The sequence below is a fragment of the Candidatus Marimicrobium litorale genome (assembly GCF_026262645.1).
GTDB lineage: Bacteria > Pseudomonadota > Gammaproteobacteria > Pseudomonadales > Halieaceae > Marimicrobium > Marimicrobium litorale.
On the sequence record NZ_SHNO01000001.1, the window covers coordinates 515,105 to 533,114 of the forward strand.

General features: G+C 54.2%; 18 protein-coding genes. 15 read left to right on the forward strand and 3 right to left on the reverse strand.

All coding sequences use genetic code 11. The annotated features are described in order from the left end of the window. Position 1: 1 nt before the first annotated feature. Positions 2-1,012: a phage shock protein operon transcriptional activator gene (pspF, locus tag EYC82_RS02370; RefSeq protein WP_279247954.1), complete on the reverse strand. Its 1,011-nt coding sequence runs from the start codon at positions 1,010-1,012 to the stop codon at positions 2-4. Between the two features lie 198 nt (positions 1,013-1,210). On the opposite strand from pspF, the gene pspA reads away from it, so the two are divergent. The 9 genes from pspA (at position 1,211) to EYC82_RS02415 (ending at position 8,932) form a co-directional block, all read left to right on the forward strand. Then, entirely contained in the window at positions 1,211-1,894 is a 684-nt protein-coding gene (pspA, locus tag EYC82_RS02375; protein WP_279247955.1) for a phage shock protein PspA, read from the forward strand. A 70-nt stretch (positions 1,895-1,964) separates the two neighbouring features. After that, the gene (gene pspB, locus EYC82_RS02380; protein WP_279247956.1) at positions 1,965-2,228 is read left to right on the forward strand and encodes an envelope stress response membrane protein PspB; all 264 of its coding nucleotides are present in this window, start codon (positions 1,965-1,967) and stop codon (positions 2,226-2,228) included. Positions 2,229-2,231: 3 nt separating this feature from the next. Then, a complete protein-coding gene (locus tag EYC82_RS02385) occupies positions 2,232-2,753 on the forward strand; it encodes a PspC domain-containing protein (protein ID WP_279247957.1) in 522 nt (173 codons plus the stop codon). A 686-nt stretch (positions 2,754-3,439) separates the two neighbouring features. Continuing rightward, on the forward strand, positions 3,440-5,587 hold the full coding sequence (gene ppk1 / locus EYC82_RS02390) for a polyphosphate kinase 1 (protein WP_279247958.1): 2,148 nt from the start codon (positions 3,440-3,442) through the stop codon (positions 5,585-5,587). Between the two features lie 78 nt (positions 5,588-5,665). Continuing rightward, the gene (locus EYC82_RS02395; protein WP_279247959.1) at positions 5,666-6,034 is read left to right on the forward strand and encodes a VOC family protein; all 369 of its coding nucleotides are present in this window, start codon (positions 5,666-5,668) and stop codon (positions 6,032-6,034) included. Positions 6,035-6,112: 78 nt separating this feature from the next. Then, entirely contained in the window at positions 6,113-7,063 is a 951-nt protein-coding gene (locus EYC82_RS02400) for a DUF808 domain-containing protein (protein ID WP_279247960.1), read from the forward strand. Positions 7,064-7,181: 118 nt separating this feature from the next. Then, a complete protein-coding gene (locus EYC82_RS02405) occupies positions 7,182-7,595 on the forward strand; it encodes a group II truncated hemoglobin (RefSeq protein WP_279247961.1) in 414 nt (137 codons plus the stop codon). Positions 7,596-7,894: 299 nt separating this feature from the next. Continuing rightward, positions 7,895-8,104 carry a hypothetical protein gene (locus EYC82_RS02410; RefSeq protein ID WP_279247962.1) on the forward strand — a complete coding sequence of 70 codons (210 nt, stop codon included), beginning with the start codon at positions 7,895-7,897 and terminating at the stop codon, positions 8,102-8,104. 105 nt (positions 8,105-8,209) lie between these two features. Further along, entirely contained in the window at positions 8,210-8,932 is a 723-nt protein-coding gene (locus EYC82_RS02415) for an ABC transporter permease (RefSeq protein ID WP_279247963.1), read from the forward strand. Between the two features lie 84 nt (positions 8,933-9,016). On the opposite strand, the gene EYC82_RS02420 is transcribed toward EYC82_RS02415, so the two are convergent. Further along, positions 9,017-9,892, reverse strand: a complete 876-nt coding sequence (locus tag EYC82_RS02420; protein ID WP_279247964.1) for a helix-turn-helix transcriptional regulator — start codon at positions 9,890-9,892, stop codon at positions 9,017-9,019. A gap of 167 nt (positions 9,893-10,059) precedes the next feature. On the opposite strand from EYC82_RS02420, the gene EYC82_RS02425 reads away from it, so the two are divergent. Beyond that, entirely contained in the window at positions 10,060-11,487 is a 1,428-nt protein-coding gene (locus tag EYC82_RS02425) for a M20/M25/M40 family metallo-hydrolase (RefSeq protein WP_279247965.1), read from the forward strand. Between the two features lie 11 nt (positions 11,488-11,498). Here EYC82_RS02425 and EYC82_RS02430 read toward each other — a convergent pair whose 3' ends face one another. Beyond that, the gene (locus EYC82_RS02430; RefSeq protein WP_279247966.1) at positions 11,499-12,479 is read right to left on the reverse strand and encodes a DUF1853 family protein; all 981 of its coding nucleotides are present in this window, start codon (positions 12,477-12,479) and stop codon (positions 11,499-11,501) included. Between EYC82_RS02430 and EYC82_RS02435 the strand changes: the two genes are divergently transcribed. Genes EYC82_RS02435 through pepN form a run of 5 tightly spaced genes read left to right on the forward strand, consistent with a single transcriptional unit; the run spans position 12,478 to position 18,009 of the window. Then, the gene (locus tag EYC82_RS02435; protein WP_279247967.1) at positions 12,478-13,362 is read left to right on the forward strand and encodes an NAD(+) kinase; all 885 of its coding nucleotides are present in this window, start codon (positions 12,478-12,480) and stop codon (positions 13,360-13,362) included. The genes EYC82_RS02430 and EYC82_RS02435 overlap by 2 nt on opposite strands. Next, entirely contained in the window at positions 13,362-14,222 is an 861-nt protein-coding gene (locus tag EYC82_RS02440) for a rhomboid family intramembrane serine protease (protein ID WP_279247968.1), read from the forward strand. The genes EYC82_RS02435 and EYC82_RS02440 overlap by 1 nt, the downstream gene beginning before the upstream one ends. Positions 14,223-14,265: 43 nt before the next feature. After that, positions 14,266-14,508, forward strand: a complete 243-nt coding sequence (locus tag EYC82_RS02445) for a DUF1315 family protein (protein ID WP_279247969.1) — start codon at positions 14,266-14,268, stop codon at positions 14,506-14,508. A 46-nt stretch (positions 14,509-14,554) separates the two neighbouring features. Beyond that, positions 14,555-15,355 (forward strand): DUF2797 domain-containing protein, encoded by an 801-nt coding sequence (locus EYC82_RS02450; protein WP_279247970.1) that lies wholly within the window; start codon positions 14,555-14,557, stop codon positions 15,353-15,355. Continuing rightward, positions 15,352-18,009 (forward strand): aminopeptidase N, encoded by a 2,658-nt coding sequence (pepN, locus tag EYC82_RS02455; RefSeq protein ID WP_341475047.1) that lies wholly within the window; start codon positions 15,352-15,354, stop codon positions 18,007-18,009. The genes EYC82_RS02450 and pepN overlap by 4 nt, the downstream gene beginning before the upstream one ends. Position 18,010: the final 1 nt, after the last annotated feature.

Consider the following 18,010-nt stretch of genomic DNA (forward strand, 5'->3'; position numbering starts at 1 on the left):
TTTACGTGCTGACGGTGCGCCTGCGCCGTCTGCTGGACAGCTTGTATTTTCTTACCAAGCTGCGCATTTGGTTATAGCTCAGTCCTAATGTTTCTGCTGCCGCTCGCTGTATACCCCCGTTCTCCTCAAGTGCACGCTGCAGCAACGTCTGCTCAAGGGTACTTATCTGGCTATGAAAATCTACAATAGCGCCGTCAGTCTCCCGCGTATCCTGCGTTTGTGTGGGTAATTCCTCAGCGTAGGGCGACCGAAACGGGTCGAGGACTAGTTTATCGACCGGGGTTTCAGGGTCTCCCCAGCGAAACAAGGATCGTTCCACAGTACTCCTCAACTCTCTCACATTGCCCGGCCAGGGCTGGCTCTGCAGCAGTGCCAGTGCTTCTGGACTAAATCCGGGGAACAGCTTCCAGCCTAGCTCGGCGCATAATTGCACTGCGAAGTGTTCAGCCAGTTCCTCGATATCGTCTGCCCGGTGGCGCAGGGGTGGAAGGTGCACGACGTCGAAACTCAATCGGTCCAGGAGGTCTGCCCGAAATCGTTGCTCTAATACCAGCTGGTGCAGGTCGACGTTACTAGCGCCTATAATGCGCACATCGACCTGAAGTGTCTCCTGCCCGCCGAGACGTTCAAACTCCCCATATTCAACCAGTCGCAGGATTTTTTCCTGCACACCGGACGATAGCGAGGCGATCTCATCAAGGAATAATGTGCCTCCATCCGCTCTCTCAAAGCGTCCTTTGCGACGCTGTTTGGCGCCCGTGAAGGCGCCTGCTTCATGCCCAAAAAGTTCCGAGTCCAGTAAGGCATCGGATAAGGCGGCACAGTTTATCCTGATTAGCGGCGCCTCCCAGCGGGCGGACAGAAAGTGCAGTCGCTCGGCGGCCAGTTCTTTGCCGGTTCCTCGTTCGCCCATCAACAACACCGGACGTTCGATACCCGCGAGCAGGGAGAGCTGGTCCAGGGCGCCGGCCAGAGCCGTTGAGCGGCCGATCATGCGATTAGGCTTTCTCATAGGTTAAATATACCTTCTAATAGAAAGAAAAACTGTCTGTTATAGGAGTAAAAAACCTTATATGGAAATAATTTTTTTACACAACGACCGAGAATCGGATAAAACACAATAAAAACAATGTGATGAGAACTATGGCACGATCCCTGATAAGTAATTGGGTAATACGAAACACAGCAAAGCCATAACAGGAGCCTCCCGATGAGCATCTTTTCACGTATGTCGGACATCATAAATTCCAACATCAATGCCATGCTGGACCAGGCGGAAGATCCGGCGAAGATGGTGCGCCTGATTATTCAGGAAATGGAGGACACCCTGGTGGAAGTTCGCACATCGTCTGCACGGGTTCTGGCAGAGCGCAAGCAGGCGACACGACGACTCGAGCAGGCCAGAGCTGACGCGGAGAGCTGGGAGGAGAAGGCCCGGCTGGCCATCTCGAGGCAGCGGGAGGATCTCGCTCGGGGTGCGCTGCAGGAGAAGCGCGCAATCGACGAGGAGGTTGCGCTGGTAGAGGCTGAACTCACCGCCGCCGACGAGCACATCGAGCACTTGAGTACTGAGGTATTGCAGTTACAACAGAAACTGGATGATGCACGGGCGCGGCAAAAGGCCCTGAGTTTGCGCACTCAGACCGTGCAGTCGCGTATCAAGGTTAAGCGTCAGATTCAACGAGACGCGCTGGATGATGCTTTTTTTCGCTTTGAGCGCTTTGAACGCAGGATGGATACACTGGAAAGCCAGTTGGAGGCCATGGATATTGGGCGCGATGTATCTCCGGGTCTCGCTGCGCAAATTAACGTGCTCACTGACGATGAGCGAATCAGTGATGACCTGGAGCGACTTAAAAAGGCAATGGCTGGAAGCGTCGATGGCGCGAAATGACGCTTGGAAGCGTTCGCGAACTATAATGCGGTTACCTTTTTTGAAGTAGTCTCATCCAAGGATATAAGCAATGGAATTCTGGAAATTCATGTTTGTTCCCACTATTTTGTTTTTGACAGTGGTGGCACCGATCTGGATAACGATGCACTACCGCAGCGTAAACCGGTCTTCTCGCAGTCTCAGTCAGGAAGACCGGGGGTCGATAGAACATATGTTAGAAACGGTGGACAAGTTGACGGAACGAATCGTGTCGCTGGAGGCGATTCTTGACGAGGATCATGCCCGCTGGCGGCAGCAGGTAAGCCGAGAACAGCAGGGTGAAAGTAAGGAGTAGATGATGACCGGTAAAAAACGACGGGCAGGGTGGCGTAAAGACCTCGCGCACGGCGAGGCTGGCAATTTTTACAGTCGCAGGCGTGAAGGCTGGGGACTTAATCTCTACCGCAACTCACAGGAGCGTGTGCTTTCCGGCGTGGCCGCTGGGCTGGCAGATTACTGGGATGTGGCTCCCTGGGTGGTGCGCCTTCTGTGGGTTGGTGCATTTTTATTTACCGGGACACTGGCATTGTGGGTATACCTCGTTGCCTGGTTTCTGATGGCGCGTCGACCCGCTCGCGCTTCATCCAGCGGACACGGTGAAGATGAACTGGAGTACGAGGATGGTCCGGTAGACATGGAATATGATGAGCGTCATCAGGGCTACAGGCCCCGCAAAGTTTTTCGCTACAGTGATAGCAGCAGTGTCCGCCTGCGACGAGCAAGGGAGCGATTGGACGCCGCGCTGCGTCGAGTTGAGGATATGGAGTCTTATGTGACATCTCGTCAGTATCGACTGAACCGGGAGTTCTCAAAATTATAGTCCACAAACGGCACGGGTGAAGCAATGCAAAGGCTGCTGGCAATCAGTTTTCCGGCGCGTTTATCTGTCGATAGCGCTGATCAAGCGAACGCGTGCAAAAAGGACGTAACCAGGCCGCGAGGCATTGGCCCCTAAAAAAGTACGTGAATGTTGAGGGCGTCTGTTTCCTGCGGCAGTCGTAGACGGCTCAGAAGAAGCGGGCTAAACAGGCAGTGTATGGAGTAATCCATGAGTCTCATGTAGTGCATTTTTACTCCACCGGGTCACAGGCTGTACTCGTCCAAATATTTTTCATGGTTGGCTTGCTATCTCATTATTAGAGGCTACTTTGTATACAGCGCGTTGCTCCCCAGCGCGCGTTGAACACGTCCCCTAGCCGATGTTTCTGCCCCGAAACATACGGCTATTTCGCCCGCAATCATTTTTTGATCAGCGGGCTTTTTTATTTTTTTCAGTGTGATAACTTTATTTCTTGATGTAATTTATCGTTGTCCCAGTGTGATCTGGTTCTGTTTGACGCGCAGAGGGTCTCGGCCCTGTTGGGCGGGTCGGCACCCGTATCCCTGGGGCGGAATGCAGTGTCGCCGTTAGCGACTGTCCGATAACGCCATAACAACGCTAATCCCGCGCCGAAAAGCAGGCTAGACAGTGGCCTCGTGCGGCTGCAGGCCATGCCAGGAGAGAGTATGCCTAATCCGATCAAGGTACGCCTTGCGGACCTGCTAGATCATGATTTATTCATGCCTCGGGAGCTTAGCTGGCTGTCTTTTAACGCGAGAGTGTTGCAAGAGGCAGCCGATACGTCTGTTCCTTTGATCGAAAGGCTGCGATTCCTTGGAATTTACTCCAAGAATGTCGATGAGTTTTTTCGGGTGAGAGTGGCAGAGGTGCGCAGATTGATTGCGGTCTCCTCGGGAGACAACAGGCAGCAGGCAAAGGAACTCCTTGTTGCTATCCAGAAGCGAGTAGCGGAGTTGCAAAAAGAGTTTGACCGGATATACGCAGATTTACTGCGTAGTCTGCAGAAACGCGGTATTTACCTCATTACAGAAGAGCAGTTAGAAGAGGGACAGGCGCGTTTTGTACAGGAGTATTTTACCCAGACGGTGCTGCCGCAATTGGAGCCCATACTGTTAACCGAAGGCACGGCGATCCCGCCGCTGAATGAGGAATCGCTATATCTGGCGATAGATATAAAAAGTCGAAGCGAACGCCATCTTGCGGTGGTCGACGTGCCCACAGACAGGTTGGATCGATTTGTAGAGATACCTCGAAAAAAAGCCAAGCGTGGACGAGTTTTTATTGTGCTGGAAGACATTATTAGAGCCTGTTTACCGCAAGTGTTTCGGGGCGTTTTACCGATAGACATCGCGAAAGCCTACTGTTTCAAGTTTACCCGAGATGCGGAGTTGGAGATCGATGCAGGCATTACGCAGAGTCTCATTGATAAAATGGCGTCAAGTCTGAAGCGTCGGCGCATGGCCGAGACGGTGCGCATGGTGTATGACGTCAAAATGCCACAGAGGATCCTGGACCAGCTCACCGGGCGGTTTGGTTTCGGCAAGTATGACAGCATGATTGCTGGCGGACGCTACCACAACTCCAAGGATTTTATCGATTTCCCCAACGTGGGCGCCAAGCATCTCTTCGCGAAGCCGATGCCGCCGATACGTCTGCCACAACTTGACGCAAGGGACTGCATTTTTGACGCGGTGCGTGAGAAGGATGTTTTCCTCTACTATCCCTACCATCCCTTTGATTATGTAGTAGACCTTCTCAAGACAGCGGCCCTGGACCCCCACGTGAGTAAGATAAGTATTTGTCTTTATCGAGTAGCGCGAGATTCTCGCGTTATTGATGCACTTGTAAACGCCGTTCAGAATGGAAAAAAAGTGCTGGCAGTGGTTGAGTTGGCGGCACGTTTCGATGAAGAAGCTAACATCAACTGGGCGCAGAGCCTCACGGAAAATGGAATCCAGGTTCTGTTTGGTATTCCTGGTTTAAAAGTTCATAGCAAGCTCCTGCTGATAGAGCGTAAAGAAGGCAATTCGGCTCGTTACTACAGCTATGTGGGAACAGGAAACTTTAATGAAAAGACCGCGCGCAGGTATACCGATTTCGGTTTAATGACGCACGACCAGAATATGGGCAAGGACGTACAGGGCGTCTTCGATTTTCTCCAATACACGTATAAACAACCGCAATATCGTTTATTGATGGTCTCTCCGTACAGTGTTCGCAGCGGATTACTGGAACTTATCGAGCAGGAAATTTCAAATGCCCGTTCAGGGTACCGGGCATCCATGACGCTTAAATGCAACAGCCTTGTCGATAAGCAGATCGTAACAAAGCTGTACGAAGCCAGTCAGGCCGGCGTGGAGGTTCGATTGATTGTGCGAGGCATGTGCTCTCTTTTGCCGGGCGTGAAGGGTATTTCTGAAAATATTCAAGCTGTGAGCATAGTGGACCGCTTTCTCGAACACCCGCGCGCCTATATTTTTTATAACAGGGGCTCACCGAAATACCTGATAGGTTCAGCGGATTTAATGACGCGCAACCTCGACTACCGAGTGGAAGTCTTGTGCCCCATTTTTGATGAGGATGCGCAGCGTGTGATTCAGGATACGCTCGATCAGCAGTGGCATGACAACGAAAAAGCGCGCGTGTTGGACCAGAGTCAGCGCAACAGATATATCAAGCGCAGAAAAAAAGCGGCGAGAATTCGTTCGCAAAATACAATTTATCGCTATCTTTCTACAGGAAAGCTGCCACGTTACCCTAAGTCGCGGATGAATGACCCGGCGAGACGAAGGCGTAAGCCACGCAACCCATAGCGTCATTCGCGCAACAAGGTGTAAACTCACGTCGGGCAAGAACGCAGCCCTGCGAATATTATTTTTGGGAGAACGAATGTGATTGCATATACGACTATCGGTACAGCTAACATTGAAAGTGCCAAGGCTTTTTATTTGGAGCTGCTCGCGGAGCTTAAAGCTAATATTGTGATGGACACCGGCCGTCTCGCGGTTATTGGTACTCCAGCAGGTGGAGGAATGTTAGCGGTGTGTACTCCCTATGACGAAGGAGAGCCGAATCCCGGTAACGGTAATATGATTGCGATTACGCCGGGTTCGACAGAGCTGGTGGATCAGTTGTACAACAAGGCTATTGCGTTGGGCGCCGCGGATGAAGGTGAGCCCGGAGAACGCATGGAAGGTTTTTATGGCGCCTATTGTCGTGATGCGGACGGTAACAAAGTGTGTTTCTGTCATTTTGGTTGAACGACGGTCCAGCACGCGCGGGGTGATTGGGGGCAGCATGCTCGAGCGGGAATCCACGTTGCACAGGCGTATAAACTAATGGCCGGCTCCAGTTTGTTGCTCCTGATTGATGATATCGCGGCGGTATTGGACGATGTCGCGTTGATGACCAAAGTCGCCGCACGCAAGACCGCCGGTGTGCTGGGCGATGATCTCGCGGTGAATGCCGAAAAGGTCAGCGGTGTGCGAGCCGATCGCGAATTGCCGGTTGTGTGGGCGGTTGCAAAAGGGTCTTTTCGGAACAAATGCATTCTGATACCTGCAGCTCTTGGCATCTCTGCGGTGGCTCCCTGGCTTATTACACCGGCGTTGATTCTCGGTGGGCTCTACTTGTGTTTTGAAGGGTTTGAGAAGGTGGCGCATTCCCTGGGCCACTCGGCGCATCAGGATAACGAACAGTCTGCAGAGCGCATGGAGCATCTGCTCGACGAGTCTGTGGATCTTGTAGAATACGAGAAAGACAAAATTAAGGGCGCAGTGCGCACTGACTTTATCCTCTCTGCGGAAATTATCGTGTTGACGCTTGGTGTGTCGTCGGAAATGACGTTTCTCGGACAGGCGCTTGTTTTGTCAGGTATCGGCTTGCTGATGACAGTGGGTGTCTATGGACTGGTGGCGGCAATCGTTAAGCTGGACGACGCAGGTCTCTTTCTAACGCGGCGCGAGGGTGAAGGCGCATTCCTGACATTTCAGCGATGGTTTGGTGAGCGTCTTCTGGATTTTGCGCCCTGGTTGATGAAAGCACTGGGCGTGGTCGGCACGTTGGCGATGTTTATGGTCGGGGGCGGTATTCTTGTGCATGGTTTTCACCAGCTGACGGAGATGGTGCAGGTCTTTGGTCAACATCTGAGCACGGTGCCTGTTGCCGGCGCGCTGTTGGCTGCTCTGGCGCCGACCCTGATTGCAATGATTGTCGGCGTGATAGCGGGGGCTTTGGTGCTGGGTGCAGTCACTTTTGGCCGGCGCGTGCTGGGCGGAAGCTCCGCTTGATGCGAGTGACGGAGTGATTGGCTGCCCGGCATCCTCGGTGACCGCCCGGTACAGTGTGTCATGAGAGCGCGCGTGATGAGTGTGGCACAACGATGTTTTACAGTAGGGAGAGAGATGCGTGTCGGATAAACCGAGCTTCGGAGAGGGAGACTCCACCTTTCAGGCGGCTGGTCGGGAAGAGGGCATTTTTAATCTGGTTGATACGTTTTACGATCTCATGCGCGATCGCGCTCCGTACCGGGAAATATGGGATATGCACCCCGGAAAAACCTCGGAATCCCGGGACAGACTCGCGCGCTTTCTTTGTGCGTGGACCGGAGGGCCGCGTTTGTACCGGGAGAAATATGGCCCGATCAGTATTCCCTCGGCGCATGCGCACCTGCACATTGACGCTCGCCTGCGGGACGCTTGGTTGGCCTGTATGGCGGAGGCGCTCGATACCTGCGAGTATCCCGCAACATTCAAAACTTACCTGCTCGATCAGTTGGCTGTGCCTGCTGAGCGGATTCGAGTCGCTTGCGCCAATCACTAAGCCTGTGGGCATTGCGATAACGCTCCCGCGCTAATCCAGTTCCTGTTGAAAGCCCGGTAGCGATATTCCCAAAATGACGCAAAGAACGCTGTGAGAAACAGCCGGTCTGCTTTTATTCGGATAAGGCCAGCAACGCCCAACATAATGCCTCGCACCACCCCAATTAGTGGCTCACTGCAAGCGACTCTGCCTAAGTTTGGAACTGTCGCTTTTTCGAACACATCGAAAAATAGACAGATGGCCGTTTGCACTCTGGTGGCTGATGATATCGGCTCATGCAGGACAAGAGGGCGAGAGACATGACGGGCACACAGGCGATAGAGAGGCAGATTGTTCGACGCATCGTTGGTTACGATGCACAGGTTGTAACCCTGAATGATAGCGGCCAATGGGCTGAGCGCCTGATATCGGTTCTCACGCTGACAGCAGGCCTGCTGGTGGTGGGCGCAGTATTTGAGGAGTTGCTTTGGGTTGTTTTGGGAGCCGGAACACTACTGACCCTGCGTTAGCGGCATTGGCGGTTGTATCACGAGCCTTTAGCGCAGGCGTTGGCAGTGGCCTCCGTATGATTGGTGATACACTGCTGTGATGCACAGTCATTTCCGGATGCCTCAATGGAGCACGCCGTTATACAGCTGTCGCCGGTTCAGCTAGCGCTCGCATTCCTGCCGGTTGTCATTACATTGGCGATCCTGTTCAAGTGGTCCTTTGGTGTTGGGCGTTCTCTTTACGCATTGGGACGCATGCTGTTACAGCTGCTGTTGATCGGCTACGTGCTGGCGTGGATCTTTGGTGCAGGAGACGGTTGGCTGGTGCTCATCGTGTTATTGGTGATGCTCTTGGCCTCGAGCTGGATCGCCCTCGGGACGGTGGGGCAGCACCGCCGTCATTTACTTGTCGCCTCTCTGGTGTCGATTGCCGTTGGTGGCGGATTGACGCTCGCCCTGGTTACGCAAGCTGTGCTGCAGTTGGATCCCTGGTTTTTACCCCGCTATATGGTCCCGCTGGCGGGTATGGTTTTTGCTAATGCGATGACTGCCGTGAGTCTGTGTGCTGAGCGACTGTACGCGGAGATAAAGCATGGGGAGGCGTGGGACGAGGCGCGTCAGGCCGCTTACTCCGCTGCCATGATACCCGTGATCAATTCGCTGTTTGCCGTTGGCCTGGTATCGCTGCCCGGTATGATGACGGGGCAGATATTGTCGGGCGTATCGCCTTTAGTGGCGGCGCGCTACCAGATCATGGTGATGTGTATGATTTTTGCCAGCGCAGGGATATCCACTGCACTGTTTCTGGCGATCGTGCGGCGTCATCTAAAGGCTGCTGATGAAAGTTGACGGTAGACTGGAGTGCAAGGTGACGCGGACTCCAGTGCTTTTGCTATGGCGCGCGTCCCGACGTGTCGCCTGGCGGTTTCGCGACTAACCGAAAAGCCAGGGCGCCAGTTCCTCCCTGTTTTGCACCACGATCTGTTGTGCCGTTGGGTCGTCCGCTATCGCGGTAGGTTTTATGTTAAGTAGTTGCAGTACATAGGTGACCAGGCGGGCGCGGGTAGGGATTTCAAGAACGCCGTCTTGCATGCCGTAGTCCACTTCTACCACTTCTCGCTGTGCAGCGGTCAGTCGCTGATCGGCGGCGATACGAATAGTGACCTTCAGGTTCCATTCTGTATCCCCCGCTATGCCGTGCTCGGATTCGTTCATAATTTCCGGTTCCCCTCGGAAGCGGCTCAGCACAAAATCGCGGTAGGCCTGATTTTTTTCGCACCAGCCTCTCACATGCCAGCGCAGACCTGTGTAGACCACCGTATGGGGCACGATGATGCGTCCCTCCCGATCAGGGTGATTGACGGAAACGTAATCTACGTCGAGGCGTTTTTGTTGTCGTGCTGCTTGCATCAGGGGGCGTAAGACCTCAGGTCTGACTTGCCGAACCGGATGGGTTAGAACCTCCGCGTTGGCAACGTCCAGCGCCAGAGACTCAAATACATTCAGCAATTCATTGTTGCGTGCCATCAAGTGCAGGTATTCGTCTGCCAGGCCCCGAGTCACGACCGGGGTAAACTGCCCTGTTGGCTTGTAGCCTTTGAGATATTTGTCGTATTCAAGATTATGCGGGCCGACCGCACGATTGTAATTATTGATGTCTTTGCTGGCCTGTTGACGGCCAATGCCGAAAGTATCGCACAGGTGCCGGGTTGTCAGTCGTCCCTCCCAGAGGGCAATCGTCTCGATAAAACGGTAGCGCAAAAGCAAATCCCAGCGAAAGGGCCATTTCGGACTGGGCTTGCTCGGCATACTAAACTCCGGATAGGTTCAGGACGGACAGTATAAGCTTAAGGGGCTGGCAAGTGTAGCGTGCCCGGGTAACAGTGCTGTCTGGCGAGCGCTGATGCCGCTATACTTTTATCGATGTGCAGTGTGTGTATCACGCGAGACCCGTTCTCGGGCTAAAGGTTGTAGCTATGAACAAATGTTGTTCGATCTTTTTCATACAGTTGTGCCTTGCGTCTGGCGCACATGCGGAATCTGCGGTGACAGCGGAAATGGCGCGCACCGCGGAGCACTTAATCGAGCAAGCGCAGAAAGACAATATGGCGTATGAGTTGGTGCAATCCCTGACAACTGAGATTGGCCCTCGATTGGCGGGTACTTCCGCGGAGGCGCGAGCGCGAAATTGGGCGATCAATAAGTTGGAGCTGCTGGGTTTTGAAAATGTACACGTTGAATCATTCGAGGTGCCTGTGTGGCTGCGGGGCCGCGAGCGGGCCCGCATAGTCTCGCCCTTTCCGCAGCCTCTGCGGATCACTGCACTTGGCGGTAGTACATCCACTGGTGAGCACGGAGTGGAGGGAGAAGTGGTAGGTTTTCCCTCGCTGGACAGCCTGATCGAGGCCGATCCGGCCCGCGTCGAAGGAAAAATTGTATTCGTTGACGAGGTAATGGCTCGCAAGCGGGATGGCTCTGGTTACGGAGTGGCGGTGCAGAAACGCCTGCGCACGGCCTACGTTGCGCAGCAGTTGGGTGCCATTGCGGCACTCATTCGGTCTGTAGGCACCAGTAGCCACCGTTTCCCACATACCGGGCAAATGCGTCCGCTGAGTGATAGCGCCGGCAAGCGGGGCGTACCCATGGCAGCTCTCTCGGCACCGGACGCGGATCAGCTCAGTCGCGTGTTGAGTTACGGTGGACCGGTAGTGGTTCATCTGCTCGTCACATCGGAGGTGCGTGCGCCTGCGCAATCGGGGAATGTGATTGCGGAGATTCGTGGCCGGGACTCGCCCGAAGAAATTGTATTGGCGGGGGCGCATCTGGATTCATGGGATCTTGGCACAGGAGCGGTGGATGATGGGGCCGGAGTGGGTATCGTCATTGCCGCGTCGAGACTGTTGCTAGAGCATTTGCCCGAGGCGCCCCGTCGCACCATACGCCTGGTTCTGTTCGGCTCGGAGGAGGTAGGCTTCGTGGGTGCACGGGACTATAGTGAGCGCTATTCGGCGGAACTACCACAGCATATCGTGGCGGCTGAATCCGATTTTGGTGCCGGCGATATTTGGCGTTTCGATACTCGTTTTCCCGCCGAGCAGCTGCCCTATGCCACCGAAATTGCCAGAATCCTGTCACCGCTGGACATCGTCCGGGGCAACAACACCGCTTATGGCGGTCCGGACCTGAGATACATGCGAGAGTCGGGAGTGCCCGTTATCACGCTGCTGCAGGATGGAACGGACTACTTTGATTTGCACCACACACCCGATGATACCCTCGACAAGATCGGACCTGATGATCTGCACCAGAATGTCGCAGCATGGGCTGCTTTTCTTTACCTTGCGGCAGAGACTGAGGTGTATTTTCGTGATGCCGAAGCGGCGAGTGTCACCGGCACGCCATAGAGTGAGGGTATTCAGTCCACCCATGGCCAGGAAGGCGGCACCACAAAGAAACGTGCCTGCTCTCGATTATTCGCATCCAGCTTCGCGACCAGGGGCGGGTATTGTTCACGTTGAAACGCTTCGGCTAAAATGTCCACCAGTTGTTTTGAACTCCAGGAATCTTCAGTCGTGCGTGCCGGGCTCAGCCACTCTGAACGGTGCAAACAGCGATAGCGGCTTGCCGTTCCTGAATGGATGCCCGCCACAAGGTCGTCGGGTCGGAGCCAGTTGTTGATTGGCTTGCCCGGGTTGTAGTCAGGTGGGGGTGTTTCACCGTCAGTCGGGTGCCTGAAAAGATAGCCCTTCAGCGCGATCTCTTTTAGTGGTTTTACGATACCCAACGCGCCCAGCGCCTGCTCACCTGCCGGGGTGTCGCCCAGGCGAATCTGCCGAGTCAACATTTGTGACAATTTCAAGTCCATGCGATCCCTGCAGTCCGGGCCAATCCAGGCCTGCCAGTCGCGCGAGGGAGCGGGCCCGGGGGCGCAGAGATAGAATTTAACGGCGAGTTCCAGGTGCACAAAACGGTTTCTCCGCCGGCAGAAGTACAGGCAGTCGAACTCACCCAGCGTTTTGCCAGACTGCTGAACAGGCAGGTTATGAGCGAGAAGCTCTGTCTCCGGATCCTCTTGCAGGAAAAAAGACCAGAGTCGCTCGAAGTAAAGACCCAGCCGCCGGGTCGGTTTTTGTTGTAAGTAGTGCTGCAGTCTGCAGGGGTCCCTGTCGAGGGCTCGTAACCATTGCTGCCGAGGGGAAGACAGTTCAGGCTGGCACAGTCCGGTGTCGGCTCTGGCCGCATCGCAATGCCTGATATTGACGAGATTTGGCGAAAAGCAGGACCAGGCTAGATCCCTGACTTCCTGGTTCTTATAGGGATAAATGATAATCTGTACGCTACATTCAGAATTCAACGGTATAATAGCAGCCTCGTTCAATACGAAAGCAATAGACATGCGCGGATCTTTCAAAAAAATTGGCCTGGTGGGCCGCAATCGCCAGCGAGGACTTACCGGAGTGCTGCGCCAGCTGCTGCCGCTTCTGCAAGAGCGGCAGCTGAACGTTGTCCTGCAGGAATCGCTTGGGGACAAACTGCCAGATGTTGATTTGCCAAGGGCCTCGCTGGAAGAGATTGGCGAACAGGTAGATCTGGTGATCGTACTTGGCGGCGACGGTAGTCTGCTCAGCGCAGCCCGCACACTGGCCCGCTATTCAGTGCCTGTGCTGGGTATTAATCGCGGCCGACTGGGGTTCCTCACTGATATTACCCCGGATGATATTGCGCAACAAATTCCCAGAGTACTGGACGGCGAATACGAGGAGGATAGCCGCTTTCTGCTGAGTGCAGAGGTGCACCGGGACGGCGCAGTTATCGGCAGCGGTGATGCGCTGAACGACGTGGTCGTCAACTCGGGTTCGTCCGCCCAGATGATTGAGTTTGAATTATATATCAACGATATTTTCGTCTACCGTCAACGGGCGGACGGCCTGATCCTCTCCACGCCGACTGGCTCAACAGCCTACTCCCTGTCCGGAGGAGGCCCTATTATGCATCCTTCGCTCGATGCGATTGTGCTCGTACCTATGTTCCCCCACGCCCTGAGCAGCAGGCCCATCGTAGTAGACGGCAACTCAGAGATTCGACTGGACGTGTTGGCCAGAAACCGAATTCATCCTCCCGTGACCTGCGACGGGCAGACCAATCTCAAGGCGCGACCCGGCGATTCCGTATTCGTACGCAAGACCCCGCACCAACTCAGTCTACTGCATCCGCGGGGACGGGATTTCTATACCAGTTGCAGGGATAAGCTGCGCTGGAGCAACCAGTTGGTTAACTGATGTCTGATTATTGTCAGGCACTCACTGTGCCACTCGATGAAGACCTGGCGCCGCTGGCAGTCTTGTTACAGCAACATGGAGTGGTGCACCGCATATTTGAACGTGAAGGGCGCCAGGTCGTAATGGTGCTCGATACCGTGCAGGCGGAGCAGGTAAAAACACTCTATGAGCATTGGCGCGGCGGCAGGGTAAGGATTGAAAAAGAACCTCTCTCTGAGAGTCGCCCCAGGACAGGTGCAGGTCTAGAGTGGCTCTCTCGCGGTGTAACTTTACTGCTCATAGGTTTTTGTGTTTTGGGATTTTTGCTGGTGTACCTGCAGGCGCCGATGGACTGGATTGCAGCACTGACCTACGCCCCGTTTGAAATGAGCGGAGAGCAGATTCGTTTTGGTGAAATGCATGGCCAGTATTGGCGGCTGGTAACGCCGGTATTCCTTCACTTCGGATGGTTGCACATCGTATTTAACAGCCTCTGGCTCTGGGAGTTGGGCGGGCGTATTGAGCAGGCGATGGGCCATTTCAACCTGTTAATGCTATTTCTCGTGATCGCTGTAGTGTCTAACACAGCACAACATGCTTTTGGTGGGCCATCCCTGTTTGGAGGAATGTCAGGGGTTGTCTATGGTTTGCTTGGCTTCTCCTGGGTGGCACCCCTGTTGCAGCCCAGATGGCAGATTCAGCCCTCGAAGGCAATTATAGTGCTCATGGTGGGCTGGCTGGTTCTGTGTATGGTGGGTGTGATCGAGGTGCTCGGCTTCGGTGCTATCGCCAACGCAGCTCACCTCGGCGGGCTTCTTAGCGGCATGGTGCTCGGCGTTGCCTTTGGCGCTCTGTCACGTGTCGACAGCGACAAGACGTGATCCGCGCGTCTATAATATAAGCTCCTCGACGCAAGCGATGCCTATGGATTACCTCGAACTCATTGAAACCATGTCGCCAGAAATCTACCAGAACTTGCTGCAGTCTATTGAGCGCGGCAAATGGCCTGATGGCAGAGTACTGACGGCAGAGCAAAGGGAAAATGCCATGCAGGCGATTATCGCCTGGGGCGAGAAATATTTGCCTGAAAACGAGCGGGTGGGTTACGTCAAGCCAAAACCACAGCCTGGGGATGCGTGTGACGAAGCTCCCCTGAACTGGAAATAGGGGAGCCTCAATGGGCAACGTTTTGGCCTCAGGGGCCGTCCGCAAGATGAAAACAACGCTGAATGAAACGGTGAGCTACAGTCTGCCGGTAGGGGATAGCGATATCGCTATGAACGGTTTCATTGGCAAACAGCTAAGGATTGAGTACCAGGGAAGCATTAACTGTATTCATTGCGCCCGCAAGACTAACAAAAGTTTTAGTCAAGGGTATTGTTATCCCTGCTTCAAGCGTCTGGCGCAATGTGATACCTGTATCGTCAGTCCAGAGAAGTGTCATTATGATGCTGGGTCATGTCGCGAGCCTGAATGGGGTGAACAGAACTGCATGATCGACCATTTCGTTTACTTGGCGAACACCTCGGGTCTGAAAGTGGGTATAACGCGAGGCACGCAAGTTCCCACTCGCTGGATGGATCAGGGGGCAACCCAGGCAAGGCCTGTTTTTCGCGTTGCTACGCGCCTTGATTCAGGCTTGGTCGAGACTGTCTTTAAAAATCATATCGCGGACAAGACCAATTGGCGGACCATGCTGAAGGGCGCGGCCGACCCTGTCGACCTTGAAAAGGCCCGGCAAGCCCTCATGGTGGATTGCGCGGATGACATCAATACCCTGATCAGCGAGCGCGGCGTCGATGCGGTCACCGAACTGCCAGATGAGCCGGAGACTCTGATCCAATACCCTGTTATCGAGTATCCAGTAAAGGTATCGTCCTTTAATCTGGATAAGACCCCCGTCGCAGAGGGAACTCTAATGGGTATAAAAGGGCAATATCTCATTTTCGATGCCGGCGTGATCAATATGCGCAAATACGCCGGGTATCACATTACGCTGGTGCACGCGGGATGAGGATGCGTGACGGCAGTCCCGGGACGGTTTATTTGAAGGACTATCGTCCGTCCGATTTTATGATTACCCGGACGGAATTATATTTTGATCTGCATGACGAGAGCGTGGTGGTTTCCTCACGTCTACATCTGCAGCGCAGCCATAGCTCGCAGCGTGATGCTCCCCTGAGATTACATGGAGAAGAGCTGGAGTTAGTGAATCTCGCGCTGGATGGTACGCAATTACACGAGGGAGATTATTGGTTCGAGGGAGATGTGCTGGTAGTCGAGCGCTTGCCCGATGAATGCGTGCTTGATTGCACGACACAAATCAAACCGCAGGAAAATACCAGCTTGTCCGGGCTTTATCGTTCGCGAGGTCTTTACTGTACACAGTGTGAAGCGGAAGGCTTTAGGCGTATTACGTATTACCTTGATCGCCCCGATGTCATGTCGGTATTTTGCGTTACGGTGGAAGCTGATAGCGATTCTTACCCGGTACTGCTGAGCAATGGTAATCCGGGTGAAACTGAGATGCTGGATGGCGGCAGGCATAGGGTGGTATGGAATGATCCTCACCCAAAGCCCTCTTATCTTTTCGCGCTGGTAGCGGGCGACCTGCGTTGCGTGCAGGATACTTTCACTACCGCCGGGGGGCGCGCGGTTATCCTGAATATCCACGTTGAGGAGAAAGATCTCGACAAGTGCGAGCACGCCATGCGTTCGCTGCAGGAGGCAATGCGCTGGGACGAGGTTGCGTATGGCTGTGAGTATGATCTCGATGTCTTCAATATTGTGGCGGTTGATGACTTCAATATGGGCGCTATGGAGAATAAAGGGCTGAATATATTCAATACGGCCTGTGTGTTGTGCAATCCCGAAATCACTACCGACCTCGGTTTTCAGCGTGTCGAGGCCATCGTTGCGCACGAGTATTTTCACAACTGGAGCGGCAACCGGGTCACTTGTCGAGACTGGTTTCAACTGAGCTTGAAGGAAGGATTTACGGTATTTCGGGATGGGCAGTTTTCTTCTGATATGGGATCGTCGACGGTGAAGCGTGTTGCCGATGCGAATCTCATGCGGACAGCCCAGTTCGCTGAGGATGCAGGCCCTATGTCGCATCCCATACGCCCGGAATCTTTCATGGAAATTAATAACTTTTATACCCTGACGGTATACGAGAAGGGCGCAGAAGTTGTGCGCATGATTCATACGTTGTTGGGAGCAGAGCGTTTTCGGGCCGGGTCAGATCTCTACTTCCAGCGGTATGATGGCCAGGCGGCAACCTGTGAAAATTTTATTGGTGCAATGGAAGAGGGCGGGGGTATCGATTTAGCCCAGTTTCGTAACTGGTACTCGCAGGCAGGAACGCCTGAGGTCACCGTCAGCGACGCATTTGATGAGCAAACAGGTTGTTATACGCTTACCGTGGAGCAGTCTTGTCCCGCCACTCCAGGCCAGCGAGAAAAAGCGCCCTTTGTTATACCTCTCGCCATGGGGCTGCTGGGCGAGCAAGGCAACCTGCCGCTGCGACTGCAGGGTGCGGTTGACGAGAATGATGCACCCTGCCACAGGGTGCTGGTTGTCGATCAGCCGAAGCAGAGTTATGTTTTTGAAGGCATAAAGCGCCGTCCCGTTCCCTCTCTACTGCGCGGTTTCTCCGCTCCGGTTCGTCTGCATTATAATTACAGTCAAGACGACCTTTGCGCACTGATGCGGCGCGATGGTGACGGATTTGCACGCTGGGATGCGGCGCAGGCGCTCTCGATCGACACCATTGTGCGGGCGGAGCAGGCGATGCTCGCCGGGCACAGCCCCACAGTCGACGACTGTGTCGCAGATGCGTGGAGATATCTGCTGGATGACCCTGCGCTTGATCCGGCAATGGTGGCCGAAATGATGCACCTGCCTGCCGAGGATTATCTCGCAGAATTGGCTAGTCAGGCAGCGGGTGCAAATGTCGATGCTATTCATCAGGCCCGGGAGGTCGTGCAAAAGGTACTGGGCGAGCGGTTACAAACGTCCTTTAGGTTGGCCTATGACAGGTTAGAAATAAAGCAATCTTATGCGCCGGACGCAAGCCAGATTGCGCGTCGTAGTTTACGCAATACCTGCCTGTCTTACCTGGTGAGCAGTGATCGAAAGAACATGCAGCTAGCGACTCTGCAGTATCAGGTGGCGGGCAATATGACAGACCGTCTCGCCGCGCTGAAGAGCGTAGCGTTCTATGGTGAGGACGGACTGCGAGATACTATGCTGGACGATTTCTACGAGAACTGGCGGGAAGAATCGCTCGTGGTGAATCAGTGGTTGCAGGTGCAGGCAATGATTCCCGATGATCGTGCATTGGCGCGGGTGCAAAGGCTCATGTCGCATGAGGCCTTCGACCTGCGGAACCCCAACAAAGTCCGTGCACTGGTTGGCGCATTCACGACGCTCAACCCGGTTAATTTTCATCGTGTCGATGCGTCCGGATATCGATTGCTGGCAGACACTGTGCTGGAGCTAAACACGGTTAACCCGCAGATTGCTGCGCGCCTTCTAGCACCGCTGACGCGCTGGCGTAACTATGCTGGTCGACAGGACTTGATGCGCTCTGAATTAGAGCGTCTTGCTGCCGCCAAGACGCTCTCTCCGGATGTATACGAGGTAGTGACCAAGTCACTGGAGTAGT

Bases quoted from the DNA above. Each gene is read 5' to 3' on its own strand.
- pspA (WP_279247955.1), top strand. From the start codon at position 1,211: ATGAGCATCTTTTCACGTATGTCGGACATCATAAATTCCAACATCAAT.
- EYC82_RS02435 (WP_279247967.1), top strand. From the start codon at position 12,478: ATGCGCGGATCTTTCAAAAAAATTGGCCTGGTGGGCCGCAATCGCCAG.
- ppk1 (WP_279247958.1), top strand. From the start codon at position 3,440: ATGCCTAATCCGATCAAGGTACGCCTTGCGGACCTGCTAGATCATGAT.
- pspF (WP_279247954.1), bottom strand. From the start codon at position 1,012: ATGAGAAAGCCTAATCGCATGATCGGCCGCTCAACGGCTCTGGCCGGC.
- EYC82_RS02385 (WP_279247957.1), top strand. From the start codon at position 2,232: ATGACCGGTAAAAAACGACGGGCAGGGTGGCGTAAAGACCTCGCGCAC.
- pspB (WP_279247956.1), top strand. From the start codon at position 1,965: ATGGAATTCTGGAAATTCATGTTTGTTCCCACTATTTTGTTTTTGACA.
- EYC82_RS02420 (WP_279247964.1), bottom strand. From the start codon at position 9,892: ATGCCGAGCAAGCCCAGTCCGAAATGGCCCTTTCGCTGGGATTTGCTT.
- pepN (WP_341475047.1), top strand. From the start codon at position 15,352: ATGAGGATGCGTGACGGCAGTCCCGGGACGGTTTATTTGAAGGACTAT.
- EYC82_RS02410 (WP_279247962.1), top strand. From the start codon at position 7,895: ATGACGGGCACACAGGCGATAGAGAGGCAGATTGTTCGACGCATCGTT.
- EYC82_RS02415 (WP_279247963.1), top strand. From the start codon at position 8,210: ATGGAGCACGCCGTTATACAGCTGTCGCCGGTTCAGCTAGCGCTCGCA.
- EYC82_RS02400 (WP_279247960.1), top strand. From the start codon at position 6,113: ATGGCCGGCTCCAGTTTGTTGCTCCTGATTGATGATATCGCGGCGGTA.
- EYC82_RS02450 (WP_279247970.1), top strand. From the start codon at position 14,555: ATGAAAACAACGCTGAATGAAACGGTGAGCTACAGTCTGCCGGTAGGG.
- EYC82_RS02430 (WP_279247966.1), bottom strand. From the start codon at position 12,479: ATGTCTATTGCTTTCGTATTGAACGAGGCTGCTATTATACCGTTGAAT.
- EYC82_RS02445 (WP_279247969.1), top strand. From the start codon at position 14,266: ATGGATTACCTCGAACTCATTGAAACCATGTCGCCAGAAATCTACCAG.
- EYC82_RS02425 (WP_279247965.1), top strand. From the start codon at position 10,060: ATGAACAAATGTTGTTCGATCTTTTTCATACAGTTGTGCCTTGCGTCT.
- EYC82_RS02440 (WP_279247968.1), top strand. From the start codon at position 13,362: ATGTCTGATTATTGTCAGGCACTCACTGTGCCACTCGATGAAGACCTG.